16 protein-coding genes and 1 other annotated feature are annotated in these 19844 nt (G+C 51.4%); of the genes, 14 read left to right on the forward strand and 2 right to left on the reverse strand.

Annotated elements, in window-relative coordinates; all coding sequences use genetic code 11:
• Positions 1–195: 195 nt before the first annotated feature.
• A complete protein-coding gene (locus EYB31_RS23535; RefSeq protein ID WP_420819466.1) occupies positions 196–1137 on the reverse strand; it encodes a tyrosine-type recombinase/integrase in 942 nt (313 codons plus the stop codon).
• Positions 1138–1246: 109 nt separating this feature from the next.
• On the opposite strand from EYB31_RS23535, the gene EYB31_RS23540 reads away from it, so the two are divergent.
• From EYB31_RS23540 to leuS, 3 genes are all read left to right on the forward strand, one after another.
• Positions 1247–1825 carry an HD-GYP domain-containing protein gene (locus EYB31_RS23540; protein ID WP_240762774.1) on the forward strand — a complete coding sequence of 193 codons (579 nt, stop codon included), beginning with the start codon at positions 1247–1249 and terminating at the stop codon, positions 1823–1825.
• A gap of 43 nt (positions 1826–1868) precedes the next feature.
• Positions 1869–2663 (forward strand): class I SAM-dependent DNA methyltransferase, encoded by a 795-nt coding sequence (locus tag EYB31_RS23545; protein WP_131015862.1) that lies wholly within the window; start codon positions 1869–1871, stop codon positions 2661–2663.
• Between the two features lie 249 nt (positions 2664–2912).
• Positions 2913–3165, forward strand: a binding site (T-box leader).
• A 59-nt stretch (positions 3166–3224) separates the two neighbouring features.
• Positions 3225–5672, forward strand: coding sequence for a leucine--tRNA ligase (gene leuS, locus EYB31_RS23550; RefSeq protein WP_131015863.1), 2448 nt, complete (start codon positions 3225–3227; stop codon positions 5670–5672).
• A 57-nt stretch (positions 5673–5729) separates the two neighbouring features.
• Here leuS and comER read toward each other — a convergent pair whose 3' ends face one another.
• The gene (comER, locus tag EYB31_RS23555; protein WP_131015864.1) at positions 5730–6563 is read right to left on the reverse strand and encodes a late competence protein ComER; all 834 of its coding nucleotides are present in this window, start codon (positions 6561–6563) and stop codon (positions 5730–5732) included.
• Positions 6564–6729: 166 nt separating this feature from the next.
• Between comER and EYB31_RS23560 the strand changes: the two genes are divergently transcribed.
• From EYB31_RS23560 to EYB31_RS23610, 11 genes are all read left to right on the forward strand, one after another.
• Positions 6730–7221 carry a ComEA family DNA-binding protein gene (locus EYB31_RS23560; RefSeq protein WP_206105489.1) on the forward strand — a complete coding sequence of 164 codons (492 nt, stop codon included), beginning with the start codon at positions 6730–6732 and terminating at the stop codon, positions 7219–7221.
• A 75-nt stretch (positions 7222–7296) separates the two neighbouring features.
• Positions 7297–8589: a homocysteine synthase gene (locus tag EYB31_RS23565; RefSeq protein WP_131015866.1), complete on the forward strand. Its 1293-nt coding sequence runs from the start codon at positions 7297–7299 to the stop codon at positions 8587–8589.
• A 12-nt stretch (positions 8590–8601) separates the two neighbouring features.
• Entirely contained in the window at positions 8602–9114 is a 513-nt protein-coding gene (locus EYB31_RS23570) for a deoxycytidylate deaminase (protein ID WP_131015867.1), read from the forward strand.
• 107 nt (positions 9115–9221) lie between these two features.
• Positions 9222–11789, forward strand: a complete 2568-nt coding sequence (locus EYB31_RS23575; RefSeq protein WP_131015868.1) for a DNA internalization-related competence protein ComEC/Rec2 — start codon at positions 9222–9224, stop codon at positions 11787–11789.
• A gap of 128 nt (positions 11790–11917) precedes the next feature.
• Entirely contained in the window at positions 11918–13729 is a 1812-nt protein-coding gene (locus EYB31_RS23580) for a glycosyltransferase (protein WP_165452572.1), read from the forward strand.
• Entirely contained in the window at positions 13713–14246 is a 534-nt protein-coding gene (locus EYB31_RS23585; protein WP_165452573.1) for a DUF4214 domain-containing protein, read from the forward strand. Before EYB31_RS23580 ends, EYB31_RS23585 begins: the two co-directional genes overlap by 17 nt.
• 183 nt (positions 14247–14429) lie before the next feature.
• A complete protein-coding gene (locus EYB31_RS23590; RefSeq protein ID WP_131015871.1) occupies positions 14430–14996 on the forward strand; it encodes a sigma-70 family RNA polymerase sigma factor in 567 nt (188 codons plus the stop codon).
• Entirely contained in the window at positions 14989–16620 is a 1632-nt protein-coding gene (locus EYB31_RS23595) for a hypothetical protein (RefSeq protein WP_131015872.1), read from the forward strand. Before EYB31_RS23590 ends, EYB31_RS23595 begins: the two co-directional genes overlap by 8 nt.
• 94 nt (positions 16621–16714) lie before the next feature.
• Entirely contained in the window at positions 16715–17494 is a 780-nt protein-coding gene (gene pdaA / locus EYB31_RS23600) for a delta-lactam-biosynthetic de-N-acetylase (RefSeq protein WP_131015873.1), read from the forward strand.
• Between the two features lie 187 nt (positions 17495–17681).
• Positions 17682–18755 carry a hypothetical protein gene (locus EYB31_RS23605; RefSeq protein ID WP_131015874.1) on the forward strand — a complete coding sequence of 358 codons (1074 nt, stop codon included), beginning with the start codon at positions 17682–17684 and terminating at the stop codon, positions 18753–18755.
• Positions 18756–18875: 120 nt separating this feature from the next.
• On the forward strand, positions 18876–19838 hold the full coding sequence (locus tag EYB31_RS23610) for an AAA family ATPase (RefSeq protein WP_131015875.1): 963 nt from the start codon (positions 18876–18878) through the stop codon (positions 19836–19838).
• The last annotated feature ends 6 nt before the right edge of the window (positions 19839–19844 follow it).

The raw sequence follows: 19844 nt of genomic DNA on the forward strand, positions 1-19844 counted from the left end.
AATTCCCTTGTTTTTTTATGTGTATAAACAAATAAAAAATGTCGCACAATAACTGTTGTGCGACAAATTCCGTAATTTTACTGCGTAATTTAACCAAACTTGTTTAATAAAGTATAGTCCATAGGAACTATTAAATCAACAAAATTTATGATGAGCACGATGACGGAGTCAGCGTGTTTTGGCTTTCCCCCGTGGTTACAAATACTCATTTAATCCCTCGTGTACAAAGTCGGGAGCCGCTTTTTTCATTTGTTCCACCGTATGCAAATATCTTTGGGTCGTATTAATGTGAGAGTGGCCCAGGTTCTCTTGAACTTGCTGCAGCGTGGCGCCATTTAATAAAGCGAGTGTGGCGTTGGTATGGCGAAGCCAATGGGGAGTAAGGTTTTTTCCCAGATTGCACTGGATGCTCGCTTTTTGAATAATTCGTTCGATTTGCCGCGCGGACAAGTCGAACAACCGTTGATTTTCCCCTTTGTATTTTTGCATTTGCGCGTATTTTTGATAGTGCTCCCAAAGCAGCTGAGGCAGCTTGATGGTCCGCTGCTTTCCGCCTTTGCCGTCCGGCACGAGCAGCAAAATTGAACTGCCCGAAGCATCTTTGATGAAGTGATCCCATTCAATCCGGGCCAGCTCCGATACTCGCAGTCCGGTCAGCACAAAAGTAAGGGCGATCAAATAATCGCGTAAATTTTGAGTTCTTAAGTGGTTTAATAGGCGGCCGACTTCTTCTTTGGTCAAATAGTGATGTTTGCTGTTGATCGCAATGGCCGGCAGACGTACGCATGAAGTCGGGTTTAATGAGAAAAGCCCGATATTCGGATCGCTGCCCCATCTGTACAAAGATCGCAGCGGAGCGATAAAACTAGCAACCGTTGCCGAAGACAGCGGTTTTTTTTGAGGGCTGCAAAACCCCCGCATCAATCCGATCTTATAGACTTCGATTTCTTGCCATGTTACCGCTGTCAGCGGTTTGAAGGAGATAAACTTGCGAAACCGGTCAATGGCAAGTTTGTAGTTGCGGATAGTATATTGGGAACGGCTGCATATGGATAAAAACATCTCTATGATTTGGTCATCGGTGTAGGATTCTTGGTGTGTTTCCATTCTGACGGAAATCAGCTCTTGCGTACTCAAGGCGCTTCCTCCTTTATTTGGGTCGTCATTTGTCGCACAACAGTTATTGTACGACACGATGGCAAGACTTGTAATTTTTTATTTGCGGAGGGAGGCCCCGAATGTTTTGATGCAGCTTGTTTTAACGACAAAGGAAATGTATCAGCTGATGGAAAAAGATTCCGATACTTATGACCACAGCGTCAGAGTATCTTCAATGGCCAAATTGGTCGCCGCCGAGCTCAAGTTAAATCAGCGGGAAACGTTTCAGCTAGTCAACGGCTGTTTGCTGCATGATGTCGGAAAGCTAAGGGTTCCTTTGGAAATTTTGCAAAAACCTAGCGCTTTGGAGCCGCACGAATGGGATCTAATGCGGCTGCATCCGATTATCGGGGCGAAGCTGCTTCATCAAAAGTCATTTGTTGACGAGGTCATCATCGGCATTGTGACCTATCATCATGAACGGTGGGATGGCAAAGGGTATCCTTACGGCTTAAGGGGGGATTCCATTCCCATTTTTGCAAGGATTTGCGCCATTATCGACTCCTTTGACAGCATGGTTTCCAAACGCCCCTATCATAAGGGGCTGTCGGTAAATGAGGCGATGGAGCAATTAACCCAAAACGCCGGCACCCAATTTGACAAGGACTACGTCCGTTTGTTTATCCGTTTGTTTGATCCGATGAGTTTGCGAAGCGAATCGCTTTGATGATATAGTGTTGGGTATCAAATATGTGGAGGTAACTTCCAACGTGGCCTACGAACAATTCGCATTTCATTACGACCGGCTGATGGAGGATATGCCTTACCCGGAATGGGTCGAGTTCGCGCAAAAGTGCTGGAGCAAATACGGACGTCCCGCGACGGTTGTCGACTTGGGTTGCGGGACAGGCACCATTTCATTGCGGCTGGCGGAGCTGGGCATGAAAGTAACCGGTATCGATCTATCGGAAGAGATGTTGTCCATTGCCGCCCAAAAAGCCGATTTGCTTCGTTCGGAGAAAGTTTTGCCGGCCGAATCTTCGTTATTTTGGCTGCAGCAGGACATGCGGGAATGGGAGATTCCGGAGCAGGTGGATGCGGTCATCTCGTTTTGCGATTGTCTGAACTATTTGCTGGAAGAAGAGGAAGTGGAAGCTGCGATTCATCGGGCATACGACGCGCTAAAGCCGGGCGGCGTGTTTCTGTTTGATGTCCATACGCCGGGGCAACTGATCGCATACGCTGAGAATCAGCCTTTTATGCTGAACGATGACGATATTGCTTACATTTGGACATGCGATTTCGACGCTTCACGCTGCGAGATCGAACATGCCTTAACGATATTTATTCAAGAGCCGCAAGCGGGCCGGGCGGACGAAATCGCCGGCGGCGACAAGTTCCGGCGTATTGAAGAGCAGCACGTACAGCGGGCATATCCGCTGCATTGGCTGAAGCAAACGCTGCAAGGCGCAGGTTTTTCCGAGGTGGATGTGTACGCGGACTTTACGTTTTCATCGCCCAATGATGAATCGCAGCGAGCGTTTTTTGCCGCCGTGAAGCGATAGCTTAAGTTCGCCTTCAGATTAGTTTTAAAACAAGTTTGACCACAGCCAACAGGATTCCCCATAGCGGCAGTGACAGGGCAATGCCGTTCAAAATTCCGGCCATGTTGAGCCACCGATCCTTTCCCGATTCTTATTCACAGTATGGTCAGGGAGGCATCCGTTTAATCTGCGGCCGGGTCCGTAACCTCAAGTTCTGTGCGGTTACTTGACAGAGGTTGTTTTTTTTGCATATAATTCAAAGTACATATGTTAGAGGCTGTGAGAAGGAACAGTAGCTCGTAAGCATGGTTCAGAGAGTCGGCGGTTGGTGCAAGCCGGTCATGCGAAAAGCGAACTCGCCTTGGAGCCAAGAGGTTAATTCCGCGACGGTTACGGCCGTCAGTCGTGCGGAACAGCCGATTCGCTGCCCCGCGTTAAGGGGTTAGAGTGAACAGGAGCAAAGCATGCTCTGCTCTTGTTAACTAGGGTGGTACCACGGGAATCCAAACCTCTCGTCCCTAGCGATTACGCTAGAGACGGGAGGTTTTTTAGTTGTAAACATGATGAAGGACGTGAATGAACATGGCACAAGAAGTCAAAGATCAGCAAACCTACAACCCTCTGGTCGTAGAACCGAAATGGCAGAAGTATTGGGATGAGAATAAGACGTTCAAAACGCTTGACGACAAAGTGAAACCGAAATTTTACGCGCTGGATATGTTTCCATATCCTTCGGGGGCAGGGCTTCATGTAGGCCATCCGGAAGGATATACGGCTACGGATATCGTTTCCCGCTATAAGCGGCTGAGAGGTTTTAACGTGCTTCATCCGATGGGCTGGGATGCATTTGGCCTTCCTGCGGAGCAATATGCGCTGCAAACCGGCGAGCATCCGCGAGACATTACGTTCAAGAACATCGACAATTTCCGCCGGCAAATCAAATCGTTAGGATTCTCTTACGATTGGGACCGGGAAATCAGCACGACCGATCCGGAGTATTACAAATGGACGCAGTGGATTTTTATCCAGTTGTATAAAAAAGGGCTGGCTTATGTTGACGAAGTGCCGGTGAACTGGTGTCCTGCTTTGGGCACGGTGCTGGCGAACGAAGAAGTCATCGACGGCAAAAGCGAACGCGGCAACCATCCGGTCATCCGCAAGCCGATGCGGCAGTGGATTCTGAAAATTACCGAATACGCCGAACGTTTGCTTGAGGATTTGGAGGAGCTGGACTGGTCGGAGAGCATCAAGGATATGCAGCGCAACTGGATTGGCAAATCCAAGGGCGCCGAGGTGCAATTTGCGCTTGACGGACATACGGAGTCGCTGACGGTGTTTACAACTCGTCCGGATACGCTGTTTGGCGCGACGTATTGCGTGCTTGCGCCGGAGCATGAATTGGTGGAGCGCATTGCAACAGAAGGCCAAAAGGCGGCTGTGAAGGATTACCAAGAGAAAGCCGAGCGCAAGAGCGATTTGGAGCGCACGGATCTGGCCAAAGATAAAACCGGCGTGTTTACTGGCGCTTATGCGATCAATCCGGTGAACGGCGCGAAGGTCCCGGTGTGGATTGCCGATTATGTGCTCGGCGGTTACGGCACAGGGGCGATTATGGCGGTACCTGGACACGACCAACGCGACTGGGAATTCGCTAAGCAGTTCGATCTGCCGATTATCGAGGTTGTCCGCGGCGGGGATGTCACCAAGGAAGCTTATGCCGGGGACGGAGAACACGTAAACTCCGGACTGATCGACGGATTAACCAATGAGAAGGCGATCGCCCGCATGATTGAATGGCTGGAGGAAAACGGCAAAGGCAAGGGCAAGGTCACCTACCGCCTGCGTGACTGGCTGTTCAGCCGCCAGCGTTATTGGGGCGAGCCGATTCCGATTCTCCACTTGGAAGACGGCACGATGAAAACCGTTCCGGAAGATCAGCTGCCGCTGCTGCTGCCGGACGTAGATGAAATCAAGCCTTCCGGCACCGGCGAATCGCCGCTGGCCAACGTTACGGAATGGGTCAATACAATCGATCCGGAAACGGGTATGAAAGCGCGCCGGGAAACTAACACGATGCCGCAATGGGCGGGAAGCTGCTGGTATTACCTGCGCTTCATCGACCCGCGTAACAACGAGCAGCTGTGCTCGCACGAGCTGCAGCAGCAATGGCTGCCGGTTGATTTGTACATCGGGGGCGCGGAGCATGCTGTGCTGCATCTGCTGTACGCTCGTTTCTGGCACAAGGTATTGTACGACTTGGGCGTCGTAGCGACCAAAGAGCCGTTCCAAAAGCTGGTTAACCAAGGTATGATTCTCGGCGAAAACAATGAAAAAATGAGCAAATCGCGCGGCAACGTCATTAACCCCGACGATATCGTAGGTGAATTTGGCGCAGATACATTGCGGATGTATGAGATGTTTATGGGCCCGCTGGAGGCGACGAAACCTTGGAACGTAAACGGGGTGGAAGGCACATTCCGCTTTTTGGCCCGGATATGGAGATTGTTTGTTGGCGAGAACGGCGGTTTAAGCGATCGAATCAGCGCAGACGAGCAGTTTGGCAGCGAGACGTTCAAACGGACATGGCACCGCTCGGTCAAAAAAATTACCGAGGATTACGAAGCATTGCGCTTTAACACGGCGATCAGCCAACTGATGATTTTTGTCAATGAGGCTTATAAAACGGAGAAATTGCCGAAACAAGCGATGGAGCATTTCGTGCAAATGCTGTCGCCGATCGCTCCGCATATCGCAGAAGAGTTGTGGGAGAAGTTAGGCCATACAGGCACTGTTTCTTACGAGGCTTGGCCGGTTTATGACGAAGCTTGGACGGTGGATAACGAGGTCGAAATCGTAGTTCAAGTTAACGGCAAGATCGCCGACCGGGCAACGGTGGCGGCTGATGCCGATGAAGCGGCGCTGCAGGAATTGGCTTTGGCTCTGGATAAAGTAAAAGAAACGATTGCCGGCCGGCAAGTCCGCAAAGTGATTGCCGTCAAAGGCAAGCTGGTTAATATCGTTGTAGGATAATTTCATAACACAGATCAGGAAAATGTGCGGCAACCGAGAATAGTCTCAGGCCGCACATTATTCTGTTTCAGGGGCCGCAAATTTGGCTTCCACCTTTTCCAGGTCCTCTGCGTATTTGGCGTGAGTGGCCTGAATAAGCTTGTTAAACACGCCCTTAAGCTCCGTGGAAAGCAAATTCAAAGCAGCCTCGGTGATTCCCCCGGGAACGGTTACGCGTTTTCTCAGCGTGCTTGGGGTGAGTCCGCCGGTTGTCAGAAGTTTGCCTGTGCCCAGCACCATTTCACTTGCCAACGCGGTAGCTTCCTCTTCGGAAATGCCGGTTTCTTCAGCGGCCGCTTGAATGAAACATTCAACAAAAAAAGCCAAAAACGCCGGTCCGCAGCTGGATATATCGGAGCTGATGCGCGTGAACTTTTCGGACACCCGGATGGGCGCGCTGATATGGGAAAGCAGGTTTTCAAGCATTTCTTTGTCTTCCGCCGTCATACGGTCGCTGTACATGCACAGCGCCGCGCCGCTTAATACATAGTTGGTAATGCTTGGAATGATTTTGGCGATTTTGCAGTCTAATTGCGATTCCAGATGACGAATCAGCACAGGGCTTGTGATGGAAACGACGATTTGCGACGCTGTCGCATAGCAGCCGGCTTCATCGAGCACATTTTTGTATTCGCCCGGTCTGACGCATATAAACACAATGCCGCATTCTTTCATAATGTCGGCGGGCGAGAGGGCGACGGTCATCCCCGGGTAGCTTTCAGCAAGACATTTGGCCTTGCTAACCGTTCTGTTGACGACAAGAATCTGTTCCGGATCGAGCGCCCCTGATTGAATAAAAGCCTCAACTAGAATGCTCCCCATGCTGCCTGTACCTATGAAACCTACTTTCAAGAGCGATCCCTCCTAGAGCTTTCCGTAGGAAAGCTGACTTCGTAAGCGATACCGAGCTTTCCGCAGGAAAGCTGTTCGTAAACTGGCTATGCGGAATGCTTTTTCATATATATGTTTCGCCTTATTAAAATATTCGGGCTTTATCATGCTTGCGAGGAGGGAATCGATGACTTTCAGTTTGAGTAAAACCAAATGGGCCGCCGCCGCGGTACTGCTGTTTCTCGCAGTTTTAGCCGTCACCTTTTACCCTGCTTTTTTTGCAGCTCGGGATGCGGAAGACGGCTGGCGGACGCTGAATGGGGAGATGAAGGCGATGCTGGAACGCCAAGGGACCGCAAGCGCCCCTATACCACAAGCGAAACCGGACAACCAGCAGAAAGCGGAGGGGAGTCAGGCGGGGTCAGAGCCAAAGACAGCACAAACCGTACCTGCAAAAGAAGCGGTTGCCGCCAAAAAAATCGATATCAATACGGCGGGGGAAAAGTTATTGGAAGAGCTGCCGGGCATTGGGGCAAGCAAAGCCAAGGCAATCATCGCATACCGGGAACAGCACGGACCGTTTCAAACGGCGGAGGAGATTACGAAAGTGAAAGGAATCGGCCCGAAAATGTACGAAAAACTGCAGGAACGCATCACAATCGGTAAAAATGATCCTTGAATCTTTTGTTTTCCGGCAAAATATGCGAGAATAGGAGCAGGAATCTACTAATTTATCCTATTGGAGGAATCATACATGTCTGAAGAACGCAAGTTGTCTTTTGAAACACTGGCTGTACATGCCGGGCAAGAAATCGACCCTACTACATTCTCACGCGCCGTACCGCTGTATCAAACTACGTCCTACGGCTTCCGCGATTCGGATCATGCCGCTAATTTGTTTGCGCTTAAAGAATTCGGCAACATTTATACGCGCCTGATGAACCCGACTTCAGACGTGTTCGAGAAAAGAGTCGCCGCTCTTGAAGGTGCGCCTGCTGCGCTTGCAACCGCTTCCGGTCAAGCAGCAATCACATTTGCTATTATGAACATCGCCGGAGCCGGCGACGAGATCGTTTCGTCCACCAGTCTGTACGGCGGTACATATAACCTGCTTGGCACGACTCTGCCGAAGCTGGGCATCAACGTGAAATTCGTTGACCCAAGCGATCCGGAAAACTTCCGCAAAGCGATTAACGAAAAAACAAAAGCCGTATACGCCGAAACGGTCGGCAATCCGAAAGGCGACATGCTCGACATTCGCGCCGTTGCGGATATCGCCCATGAAAACGGCATTCCGCTTATTATCGACAACACCTTGCCAAGCCCGTACCTGTGCCGCCCAATCGAGCACGGCGCGGATATCGTCGTACACTCCGCCACCAAATTTATCGGCGGCCACGGCACGTCGATCGGCGGCGTTATCGTGGACGGCGGTACTTTCGACTGGAAAGCAAGCGGCAAGTTCCCGGGCCTTACCGAACCGGATCCGAGCTACCATGGCGTCGTCTACACCGATGCGGTAGGACCGATCGCTTATATCATTAAAGCGCGCGTTCAATTAATGCGCGACATGGGCGCGGTAATTTCGCCGTTCAACTCGTTTATGCTGCTGCAAGGTCTGGAGACGCTGCATTTGCGGATGGAGCGCCACTGCTCCAACACGCAGGCGGTTGCCGAATATTTGGAGCGCAACGAAGCCGTGGAGTGGGTCAGCTATCCTGGTCTGCCAAGCCATCCCTCCTACGAGCTGTCGAAAAAATATATGCCGAAAGGTCAAGGCGCTATTTTGACATTTGGCATCAAAGGCGGCATCGAGGCAGGCAAAAAGGTGATCAACAATGTGAAATTGTTCTCTCACCTGGCTAATGTCGGCGACTCCAAGTCGCTGATTATTCATCCGGCAAGCACGACGCACAGCCAATTGGAAGGCGAAGAACTGGCTTCCACAGGCGTCACTCCGGGGATGATTCGTTTGTCTGTCGGAACGGAAAGCATTGACGACATTATTTATGATCTGGATCAGGCGATTCGCGCCAGCCAACAGTAAGGAATCGGTCCGATGACTGCACGTAAAGACTGGGACACGTATTTTCTGGATATGGCATATATGGCGTCTACCCGCTCCCAATGCGGCCGCAGACACGTTGGCGCGGTTCTTGTACAGGGTAAAAAGTTGCTCGGAACCGCTTATAACGGAGCTCCGATGGGCGTGCCCGACTGTTCCGAAGCGGGCTGTATGCTCGTGGAAGAATACGAGTTGGTCCAAGTGGAAGACAAGGAAGAAGTCGTCAAAAAACAGCGCTGCATCCGCACCATTCATGCAGAGCAAAACCTACTGCTGTTTACCGACCGCGAGGACCGCGAAGGCTCTACCGTATACGTCACCGACCAGCCGTGCTGGACGTGCGCCAATATGCTTGCCAACAGCGGCATTACGGAGATCGTGTACCATCGGGTTTATCCGAAGGACAGCGAAAAAGTGAGCTTGTTAATGAATCAAAGAAACATCACATTCCGCTGTTTGGCAGATTATGAGCCCCCGGCAGGAGTGCTGTCCGAAGTGACTAACTAAACGGAATATGAAATAAAGCAGAGGAAGAACCTCAGCATCAGTTTGCCGACGGCAAGCTAGCTGAGGTTTTTTGCTGTCTTGCTTAATTCAACCAAAGGGGGAGTCCGATGTTACAGAACAGACCTCTTGTCGCCGCCGGCTTGCTGTGGACATGCGGATACGCGGCGGCATATTGGTTTCCGGCTTCGTGGCTGAACTTATATGTCAGCTTGGGCTGCGGACTGTTGATCACCGTATTGTGGAGTTTGCGGCACCCGCTTGTCTATTACGTTTGTTCACTCCTTTTGGTATTGGCGGCGGCCGGTTACTTCCATGAGACGGAACTTCATAATATAACTAGCGTTCCTGCGGAATGGGCGGAACGGGAAATAACCGCTGAGGGCACGATAATTTCCCCCGTTGAAGTAGACGGGGACAAAGCATCGTTTACTTTCAAAGGTTTTATTCGCAGCGACGGGCAGGTCGCAGATGAGGAAGCCGGTGAGGAACGTTATCAGGTCAACGTGAAATTGCTTGAAAAAACGGAACAAGCGGTTGCCGGTTCCTGGCAGAGGGGCGATACCATACAACTGCAGGGTACGCTGCGCAAGCCGCCGCAGGCCGCCAATTTCGGCGGCTTCGACTACCGCGATTATTTGCGTAAACAGCGGATTCATTGGCTGCTGCAGGTAAAAGGAAGCGGCCAAGCGGAGGTGACGCCTCCGGGCGGATGGAGTCTTATCCATGTGCTGCGCTGGAACGACGCTTTTCGTTCATACCTTGCTTCAGCCGCGGAAAAGGTGTTCCCTGCCTCGCAATCCGGTTTTATGAAAAGCATGCTGATCGGGTTGACCGACGATATGGATCCCGAGCAATTCCGGCAGTTTTCCAAATTGGGATTGTCCCATATTCTGGCGATTTCCGGGCTAAACGTAGCGATTTATGTAGCTTGCTGCTTATGGATCATGCGAAGAATCGGCTTGACCCGGGAGAAAAGCCTGCTTTTTTGCATGGCGCTGCTGCCCTTGTACATTCTCGCGACCGGGGCTTCGCCTTCCATCGTGAGAGCCGGTATTATGGGGATGATCGCACTTTACGCAGCCTATCGCCATTTGTTAAAAGACGGGCTTCATTCCGTGATGCTGGCGGCGCTGCTGATGCTGCTGTGGGACCCTTATTATTTGTTTGATGTCAGCTTTCAGCTGTCTTTTCTGGTCACCATCGGCCTGATTTTGGGAGTTCCCGCTTTAAACCGGCTGCTGCCGATTCGGCGGACGTCGCTGCGCGATGCGTTATCTATCACCGTGATGTCGCAGCTTGTATCTTTTCCGCTGTCGATCCTTTATTTTAACCAGTTGTCGCTCGCTTCGCTGCTTGCCAACCTGCTTCTTGTTCCGGTATTCAGCATGGCGGTGATGCCTGCCGGTACGGTGGCGCTGCTCATAGGAACGGTTTGGGAGCAGGGGGGAGGCTGGATCGGATGGGCGGTGGGAAAGCTGAACGACGGCATCTTTATCGTGGTTGGCTGGCTCAGCGGATGGGATGGGCTGCAAACGATATGGCCTACGCCAAGCCTGCTGTGGATTGTGCTTTATTATACCGTTTTTACGCTGCTCATGTCGGGATTGCTGCGGAGTTTGGCCTTATCGCAAAACGATGTTATACCGGTTCTGGGCGCCCGTAACCCGATCTTGCAATGGGCCGTGCCGGTCATTGCCGCCGTTTCGTTTATCATGCTGCTGTGGGGCGAATACGATCAGGAACGTTGGAGGCAAGGAGGCGACGTGCAATTTATTAATGTCGGACAAGGGGACAGTATTCTGATTCGCACGCCGGTTACGAGTGCGCGCGTGTTGGTGGACGGCGGCGGTACGGTAACGTTCCGTAAACCGGGAGATGAGTGGAAAGAGCGCAGCGATCCGTACGAGGTGGGCCGCAAGCTGCTTGTTCCGCTGCTTAAACAACGCGGCGTGCAGCGGCTGGATTATGTCATTATGACCCATGAAGATGCCGACCATTGCGGGGGACTTCAGGCCGTGCTGGAAGAGATTCCGGTGACGGCGCTGCTGTTTAACGGGACGCTGAAGCCGGGCAAAATGGTTGAAAAGCTGTTCGAAACTGCGCTGCAAAAAGACGTGAAGCTGATTGCCGTTCACGCCGGTCAGCAGCTTCCGCTCGACAACCGGACCACGCTGCATTTTTTGTATCCACAAGGACGGCCGGATCCATCCATTGGCATCGAAAAAAACCAAAACGACAAGTCCGTCGTTTTCCGGATGGAAATGGACGGCACGCAGTGGCTGTTCACAGGCGATATGGAAAAAACAGCCGAACAGGAGCTGCTTGCCTCGGGAGCCGAAGCGATAAACAATGGGGGCAAACCTGCCGAAACGCTGTCTGCAAGTCCGGCAGGGGGGTCTCCCGCCGCCGATTTTCCTGCGATCGATGTATTAAAAGTGGCTCATCACGGCAGCAAAACGTCGACAACCGAAGCTTGGCTTGACGCCTGGAAACCAAAATCTGCGGTCATATCTGCCGGAGAACGCAATGTTTATGGCCATCCTCACGCGCAAGTCGTCGAAAGGCTAGAGAACCGCGGCATCGCCGTATACCGCACCGATCGGAATGGAGAAATTCAAATGAAAGTGGAAGCGGGGAATATCCGGTACCGTGTGAAGCGGGAGAAACCGGACTAACGGGAAGGGCAGCAGATCGTTCAATTGTGCCAATTTGTACAAACCTTCGCTCTATTAAATCCATATGGTAAAGCAACCGGATTCTACACAAGAAGCTGCGAGGGATGAAGATGTACAAGATGGTTGTCATGAGCTTTCAATCAGACCCTGGTCCGCTTAATTCGGAAGATGAACCGAGGCGGAATCGCTTTTATGAGGAGCTGAGCCGTTATGTTGATATTACGCTGTTGATACCCGCTACTTCGGGACAAGAGGTGCAGTACGCTGCATTTTCGGATACTTACAGGGAAATACGTGTGCCGGGCGAAGCGATTCATTGGCGGATCGCCGCCGAACTGAGAGCGAAAGCGGGCATCGACCACCCGGAGCTTGTATGGGCTCTGGCCGCGCATTACCCTTCGCAGTTTCAGCGTTATTTTAACGATTTGTATGAACAAAGCGACATCATTATGTACGATCATCCCGGCATATTAGGGTACGATCTTTTTTTCGGACTGGATGACAAGCCGAGGGTGTATTGGAGAGATGGCCTCCGAACGGAACGGTTTCGTCTGCAGGGGCATCGCCCTGAAACCGGAAACTTTGCCGACTATCTGCAAAAACTGGAAGAAACGCTGATCTCCAAGTCGGACCTGGTGTTATCGCCGGGTGACGACGAAACCGGTCCGTTTGCCGAAACCGCCGTACAAGTCATAACCGGGCTGCTTACACGCCAAAAGCGTCATGAGAACCGGACCTTGCTTGTGCTAAACGATTTTCCGGTTTCCAATCCGACGGCCGGCGGGGCGGAACGGATATTCCAGCTGGGCAAACGTTTGGCGCGGACTTATCGACTTGTGCTGCTCTGTTTCAGTGCGGGCGATACCTTAATCAGGGAACAAATTGCTCCTGATTTTGTACAGATCACCATACCGAAAACGCAGGAGCATCTTTCCGAGCAGTATGTATTAAGCACATACGTACCTGCCGGAACATCGGATATCGTAAATTCGTATATGGCACCGAGAAACACATTGTTCAAGCAGCTCGTACGTATGTTCTACGCCTCCGCCGACGCGGTCGTGTTGTCCCATCCTTATATGTATTGGCTGGTGCAAGGATTGGAAGGGAAACCGCTTGTGTATGACAGCCTCAACTGCGAAAGCGAACTGAAGCGGATGCTGCTGGCCGGTCATCCCCTCCATACACGGCTCACCGAATACGTAGGTGCTTTGGAGAGAAGTGTTTGCAGCAAAAGCAAATTGATCGTCACGGTATCGGATGATGACCGTATGGCGCTTTTGGGGATGTCGCAGCCAAACAAAAAGTCGGCTGTTATCTATAACGGGAATGAGACGGCAGAGACGGTGAAAGTTTCAGAAGCCGAAAGGAAAAAGCTGAAGGAAGCGTTCGGGGGAGCGCCGGTTGCCTTGTTTCTCGGCAGCGGTCATCCGCCGAATGTGGAGGCGCTTCGCTACATCAATACGCAGCTAGCCCCCCGTTTGCCGCATCTGTTTTTTGCGGTGATCGGTTCGGCTTGCGGAGAGCTCCAGATGCCGACGGCAAGTAACGTTCATTTGTTCCATTCATTGGACGAAGCAACCAAAAATGCAATCATGAGAGTAGCCGACGTGGCCTTGAATCCGGTCCTCAAAGGATCAGGGGCTAATGTCAAGCTGCTGGACTATTTCGGCAAAAAAATACCTACGGTGACGACACCATTTGGGGCAAGAGGATACCCCATCGAAGATGGCGTCCATGCTGTCGTATGTCCGGTCGACCAATTTGAACGTCAAATAAGCCGCCTCATCGGCGATCCGGATTTACGTTATCGGTTGGGAGAACATGCCTTTGCATTGGTGAACGGTCAGCTCAGCTGGGATGCGATGGCCGGACAATACGGAGAATGCATCCAGACCATGCTGTCCGAAAAGGGGGAGAACGGTGAAACTGATTCATAAATTCCAAAGCGTGCTTCGACTGGAAGGAATTCCGCTGATTTTGCAGCTCTATTTGCAGATTTTAAACCGGATTCCGGCTTTTGCCGAAGTGAGGATTCATTTGCATTCGGCGTATAACGACAACAAGATCCGGCTGTTTTACAGTTTTCTTGAAAGCGCCGAATGCAGGAAACTGACGGTCTCCGGCGAAATCGCAGCCCATCCTCTGGGGGAGGATGGTTCAGGGGGCACGGCGCTGGAAGTGATCAGAGACATGCTCCAAATGGACGGGGAAGCTTTTATCGTCAGGTTGTATCAAGAAATCTTGAACCGCTACCCGGCTACACATGAACTTGCCCGCCATCTTCCGGCGCTGCAATCGGGAGTGAGAGGAAAATGGGAGCTGTTGATGATGTTTATCAGAAGCCAGGAGGCGGGAACGCTTCTTATGCAGCCTTACTCCGGAGATACGCAGGCCAAAGATTTGATGCAGACGTTGGACACATTAATGCATATTTGGAGCGCCGGCCGCCGATGAGGCCGGATGTGTCGCGGAATCCCCTGCTCATCCCCAACAAACGCACCAAAGTAGCTCACCGCACAGAAGGGACCTGGCCATCGGCCAGGTTTTTCGTATTTGGTGTGAGGGATTTTTCGCTGCGCGGACGTAGTAATCAGTATACAATGGACGATAGTCAAACAACGGCGGCGAGGTGCTGGAATGGATGTATCGGAGGAGCGTTTGGCGCAGCGGCTGCAGAACAAAGATCCCGTTGCGCTGGAAATGCTGATGGAAGCTTACACCTCAAGCATATACCAGCTTGTGCGCCGCATTTTGCATATTTGCGGCCGTAAAGAGGATATCGAGGAATGTGTGAGCGACGTGTTTGTCGCGGCGTGGCATCGTGCGGATGAATATGATGCCGGGCGGGCATCGCTTAGAACTTGGCTGCTTATATTGGCTAAATATAAGGCGCTGGATTATCGGCGAAAGCTGGCGGGACGTGCGGAAACGAGTGAAGTCGGTGCAGATCTGAAAGATCGCGGAAATACCGAATATGAGGCGATGCTGAAGGTCGAGGCCGAAGAAATATTGCGTATCGTGGATACGCTTAGCAGTGTGGACCGCAGCATTTTTTATAAAAAGTATGTTTTGTACGAATCGTCGGAGAGTATCGCCAGAGCGCTCGGCTTAACGAGCAAGGCGGTGGAAAACCGGCTTAGACGGGCCAGAATGGCAGTTAAACGGCGGCTGCATACTAACTTGCGGGAGGGTTTATATGAATAAGGACAAGGAAGAGACCCTATATGCAATTATGGACCGGCTTGACCGTTCACGTGTTTTGGAAGTGCTGGAATCGGTGGAGCTTACCGAAGAGGAACCCGTTGCCCCGGAAACCGCCGAACGTATACGCAGAAGCACGTTTGCGAAGCTGGGATTAGCGTTGGGCGATATGGCGGTGCGTGGGGAAATGCCGGAGGAAGATTCCTACGGAGAGCACACAAAGGAGACGCAGGGGAACGCTGCAGGCACATCAGTGGGGAGTCACGCTGACACGCAAAGCGACGACGTTCCGCAGCGGAGGGAGACAAGCGGCCTCCTTGGGGCAGACAGCGCTAGCACAGCCGCCTCAAGGACGGCAGCTGCGCATGTGCCCGTGATGGATGCGCCAACTGTACATGAGGCATTGACGAGCAGACGGCGGCGGTGGAGCCGGCTTTCCGGCCGCGGCAAAAGATATGGCATTTTGGCGGCGGCATTAACGGTTGTGATCATCGTTGTTTCCCTTGGCTCAGGTTCACCTGAGGTGAGGGCGCAAATCCGCAAAGCGATTCAGTTTTTGCCCGGTTTTGCTGCGGTTCAAAACACGCAGGAGCAAATGGTGCAGTACGTGCTGCCCAATCCGATTGTGAAGAAGATCGGCGGCGGACAGCTGGAAATCCGGGGTTTTTCGATAAGCGACAAATGGGCCAGCGCGACGCTGGTAGGCAACGGTATACCCTGGATTAAATCGTTTGTGTTAAGCAATGGCCAGGGTCAACAATATATGCTGAAATCGGCGATGACCAGCGGTTCGGGAGGAGAATGGACCGGTCTGTTCTATTACCAGGGCAAAGTCGAGGCTGCGGGTTCTATGGAATTGTATTTTGAGATGGAGGATGTAAAAGTAACGCTTCATCTGGAACGAGCGGAACAAGCGGAACGAATTGAGGATTTCGGGGTCACGGACACGCATCACGGCATCAGTCTGACCGCTGTCACCAAGCCGGCAGCCGACGGTCAAACCAAGCTGACGCTGGTACCGCAAACGCCAAAAAAGCTGCGAATCGAATCGTACGGCCTGGCCTCATATGACATCATTAAGAAACCGGAATTGAAGTCGGCAGGAGGCGAAACGGTCAAGATGGAGCAAGACGCCGTTTTTCCGAATAAAAACGAATTGTATTACCGCAAGACCGCGGCAGACGCATCGCTGGGTTACACGTTGGAAGTTCCCGAAATCGCCGCCATCCGGAAGCCGGAATTCCCGGATCAGCAGACGCTGTTTACCGTGCCGATTCCGGCGGCAGGAGAACTTGTGTTGAACAAAACGGTGTTTGTAGAAGGTTTTCCCATTGATTTGCTGAAAGTCGAGCGAATGCCGGCCAATGCGCAGACCGGACAACGCGATTCGATACGCATCGATTTTGATATGCATTACGATGCCGGCGCGGCGGAGTCGCCGCTCTATATGATTCCCGACTATACGAAATACCCGGAGTTGTCGGGCTGCAGCTTTAAGCTGAATGAAGAGACGGGAGCAATGGAGTTTATGGTGCTGGAGGTGCCTGCAGGCGCGCGCGAGTACAAGTTTTACGTGCAGGAGACGCATACCGTCGTACGCGGGCCATGGGAATTCCAATTGCAGTAAGACGCCATCCGGTACATAAACCGGCAGGCGGCGTGGAATATTATTTCTGGCAACAGAATAAGGAATTTCCATCTGCAAAGGAGACATTGACACCATGAGACGTTTCGCCATAACGGCAGCCTTAACCGCTGCGGTCATGCTGCTGCCCGCTCAGTACGCGCCGGCCCATGCGGATACCCCATACAATTACGGTTTTAAAAAAAGCAAAAACGGCCAGCTCCCGTCGATCGACCAAGAAGGATTCAAAGAAATTATGAAAAAAAACGAAGCGATCTTTCTGGGAGATACGGCGAAAAAAGAGCTGTACCTTACGTTCGACAACGGATACGAAAACGGCTTTACCGCGAAAATACTTGATATTTTAAAAGAAAAGCAGGTTCCGGCGATTTTTTTCGTGACCGGCCAATATATTAAGGACAAACCGGATCTGATGCAGCGAATGGTTAACGAAGGGCATCTGATCGGCAACCATTCATGGAGTCATCCGGACATGAGCCAAGTGACTAACGGGCGGCTGAAGGAAGAACTCGATAAGGTGAAATCGGAAGTGACCCGGATTACCGGGCAGCAGGAGATGCATTATTTGCGCCCGCCGCGCGGCGTATTCAGCAACAGGGTGCTGGCCGAAAGCCGTAAGCTTGGCTACACAAGCGTGTTCTGGTCGATCGCTTATAGAGACTGGGAAACCAATAAGCAGAAAGGGGCGGATTACGCTTACCAGCAGGTGATGGGTCAGATGCACCCCGGCGCGGTCATTTTGCTGCATTCGGTGTCGCAAGACAACGCCGAAGCGCTCCCAAGAATGATCGACGAGGCCCGCAAGCAAGGCTACGAGTTCAAAAGCCTGGATCAGATGACGGTGAAGACGTATTAAAAGTGTATTGCAGTTTCAAATCGAAACATAGGGTAATACCCGTGCTAAATAGAGTAAACGGCGGACCAGGACTTTAAAGCAATGTCCCGGTCTGCCGTTTTTACTGTAACAATTATTTTTACATAATAAGAAAACCATTCCTGTTCCATCGAGTATAAGTTGTATAACGGATGGAAGGAATGTTGGTATGAAAAAATTCAATTTTTTAACAGGACTTCTTATTGGGATCGGATTGTCGGCGTGTTCGGTAACGTTTGCCGCAAGTAACATTGAAGCGTTTCTTTTTCCAAGCAAGGTGATATTCCATCTGGGTGAATTAACCAATAATGTTGACGTCAGTAAAAGTCCTGTCATCAATCACAACAACCAAGCGTACGTCCCTCTACGGTTATTTGCCGAGTCCATCGGGGCCAGAGTGAATTTTCAGGAAGCTTCCAACGTGCCGGGAACCCATCAAATCGATATTTACACGGCGGATGTAACAACTTTGTTCCATATGCCCGATCCCGAAGGATACGTTACTGTAGGACAATTCCAAATCAGCGAGGAACCTTCGTACCCGGGCCGCAGCAATTTGACGGGTTTGATGAGAATCAACAAAAAAATGACTGGGAAATCCGTGCAAATTGATGCTTTAGATTCGAGTAATCATATTGTCGGTTCAACAGGTTATATATTTACCGAAATGCTCGGTCGGAAAAACGAGGGCGATGTGATGCCGTTTGCGGCTCCGATCGACTTGAAAGGTAACGTTGAATCGTACCAAGTTAAAGTGGTAGACGGCTGGGAGCCGTTAAGTTCCGAGTTTGTCAATGGACCCGGAGTGCTATCTGACTTTGCGGGTGTTATTTTTGGACCGCCAGATTTCAGCAATGATAGAAAAAGTCTGGCACATCACGGGGTGGATTTTAAAAATGATAGCTCTCATGATATATGGATTGAGCCTTTAAACATGGAGTATCAAATCGTAAAAGTCGATGGAGATCAAGAAGAGATAATGTTTCATTACAAAATTCCTGCGCTGGAGGGCAGGATTCAGGCTAAATCATGGTTTAAAGCATATTTGCCTGAATGGAATTTACGAGACCCAAGCGGAGAGCCTATTACCCCTGGAAAGTATATCGTTCGGATTCAAGTTCCTGCTGCGCTCTCCTATACTGTGGACGGAAGTGAAGAAGTAAAGATGTTTACTAAAATAGCCAGATATAATAACTGGGAGATTGACATCACTCAGGCCGATATTGATAAGTTTTCCATGTGAGCGAGGGATTCGAATAACGGGTGATAATCCGACGTTATCTCGGCAATGCCCGCCAAAGTATTGAGAGCGCTTCCCCATCTATGGTAATGTTAGGGCATATCGTATAAAGGAGATGCTTTCATGCAGCTTGAACAAATCAGGGAGCTGGCTCTGACGATCAGAAGCCAGGTCAATCAAGTCGTCGTCGGGAAAGAAGATGTCATCGACAAGCTGCTTATTGCGCTCATTGCATCGGGGCATGTGCTGCTGGAAGATGTGCCGGGTACAGGCAAAACGCTGCTCGCTAAATCGCTGGCAAAATCGCTGAACTGCGGCTTTAAGCGCATCCAGTTTACACCCGACCTGCTGCCGTCCGATGTCAGCGGAATTAATTTTTACAATCAAAAGCAAGGCGAATTTGAATTCAGGCCGGGACCGCTATTTACGAATATTTTGCTGGCAGACGAAATTAACCGCGCGACCCCGCGCACGCAGTCGAGTTTGCTGGAGTGCATGGAGGAGCGGCAGGTTTCGATTGATGGAGAAACAAGGGTGCTTGAGCGTCCTTTTATGGTGATCGCTACGCAAAATCCGGTGGAAAATCAAGGCACATTCCCGCTGCCGGAAGCGCAGTTGGACCGGTTTTTATTTAAGGTGAACATGGGATATCCAACAACGGAGGAAGGTCTTGGCATATTAAAACGATTTATCGCGGGCAGTCCGCTCGACCATATCGGGCCGGTGGCCGAGGTTAGCGACATCGTCGCGGCGCAAAACAGCTTTGCCCAGGTCAAGGTGCACGACGATATGCTGGCTTATTTGCTGCGCATCGTGGAAAAAACGCGCAGCCACGGCGACGTCGCAGCCGGCGTCAGCCCGCGCGGCAGTCAGGCGCTGCTGAAGGCGGTGCAGGTTCGCGCCATCTTGGAAGGCCGGGATTATGTGCTGCCCGATGATATTAAGGCGATGGCCAAACCGGTGCTTGCCCACCGGCTGATTCTCAAAAGCTCTTTCCGGGCGCGCAGCGATGCGGCTGAAACGGTGATCGAGCAAGTTTTGCGGGAAATACCGGTGCCGGCCGAAAACGACCTGCTGCTCCGTTAAGGATGT

The sequence above is a fragment of the Paenibacillus thalictri genome (assembly GCF_004307995.1).
GTDB lineage: Bacteria > Bacillota > Bacilli > Paenibacillales > NBRC-103111 > Paenibacillus_AF > Paenibacillus_AF thalictri.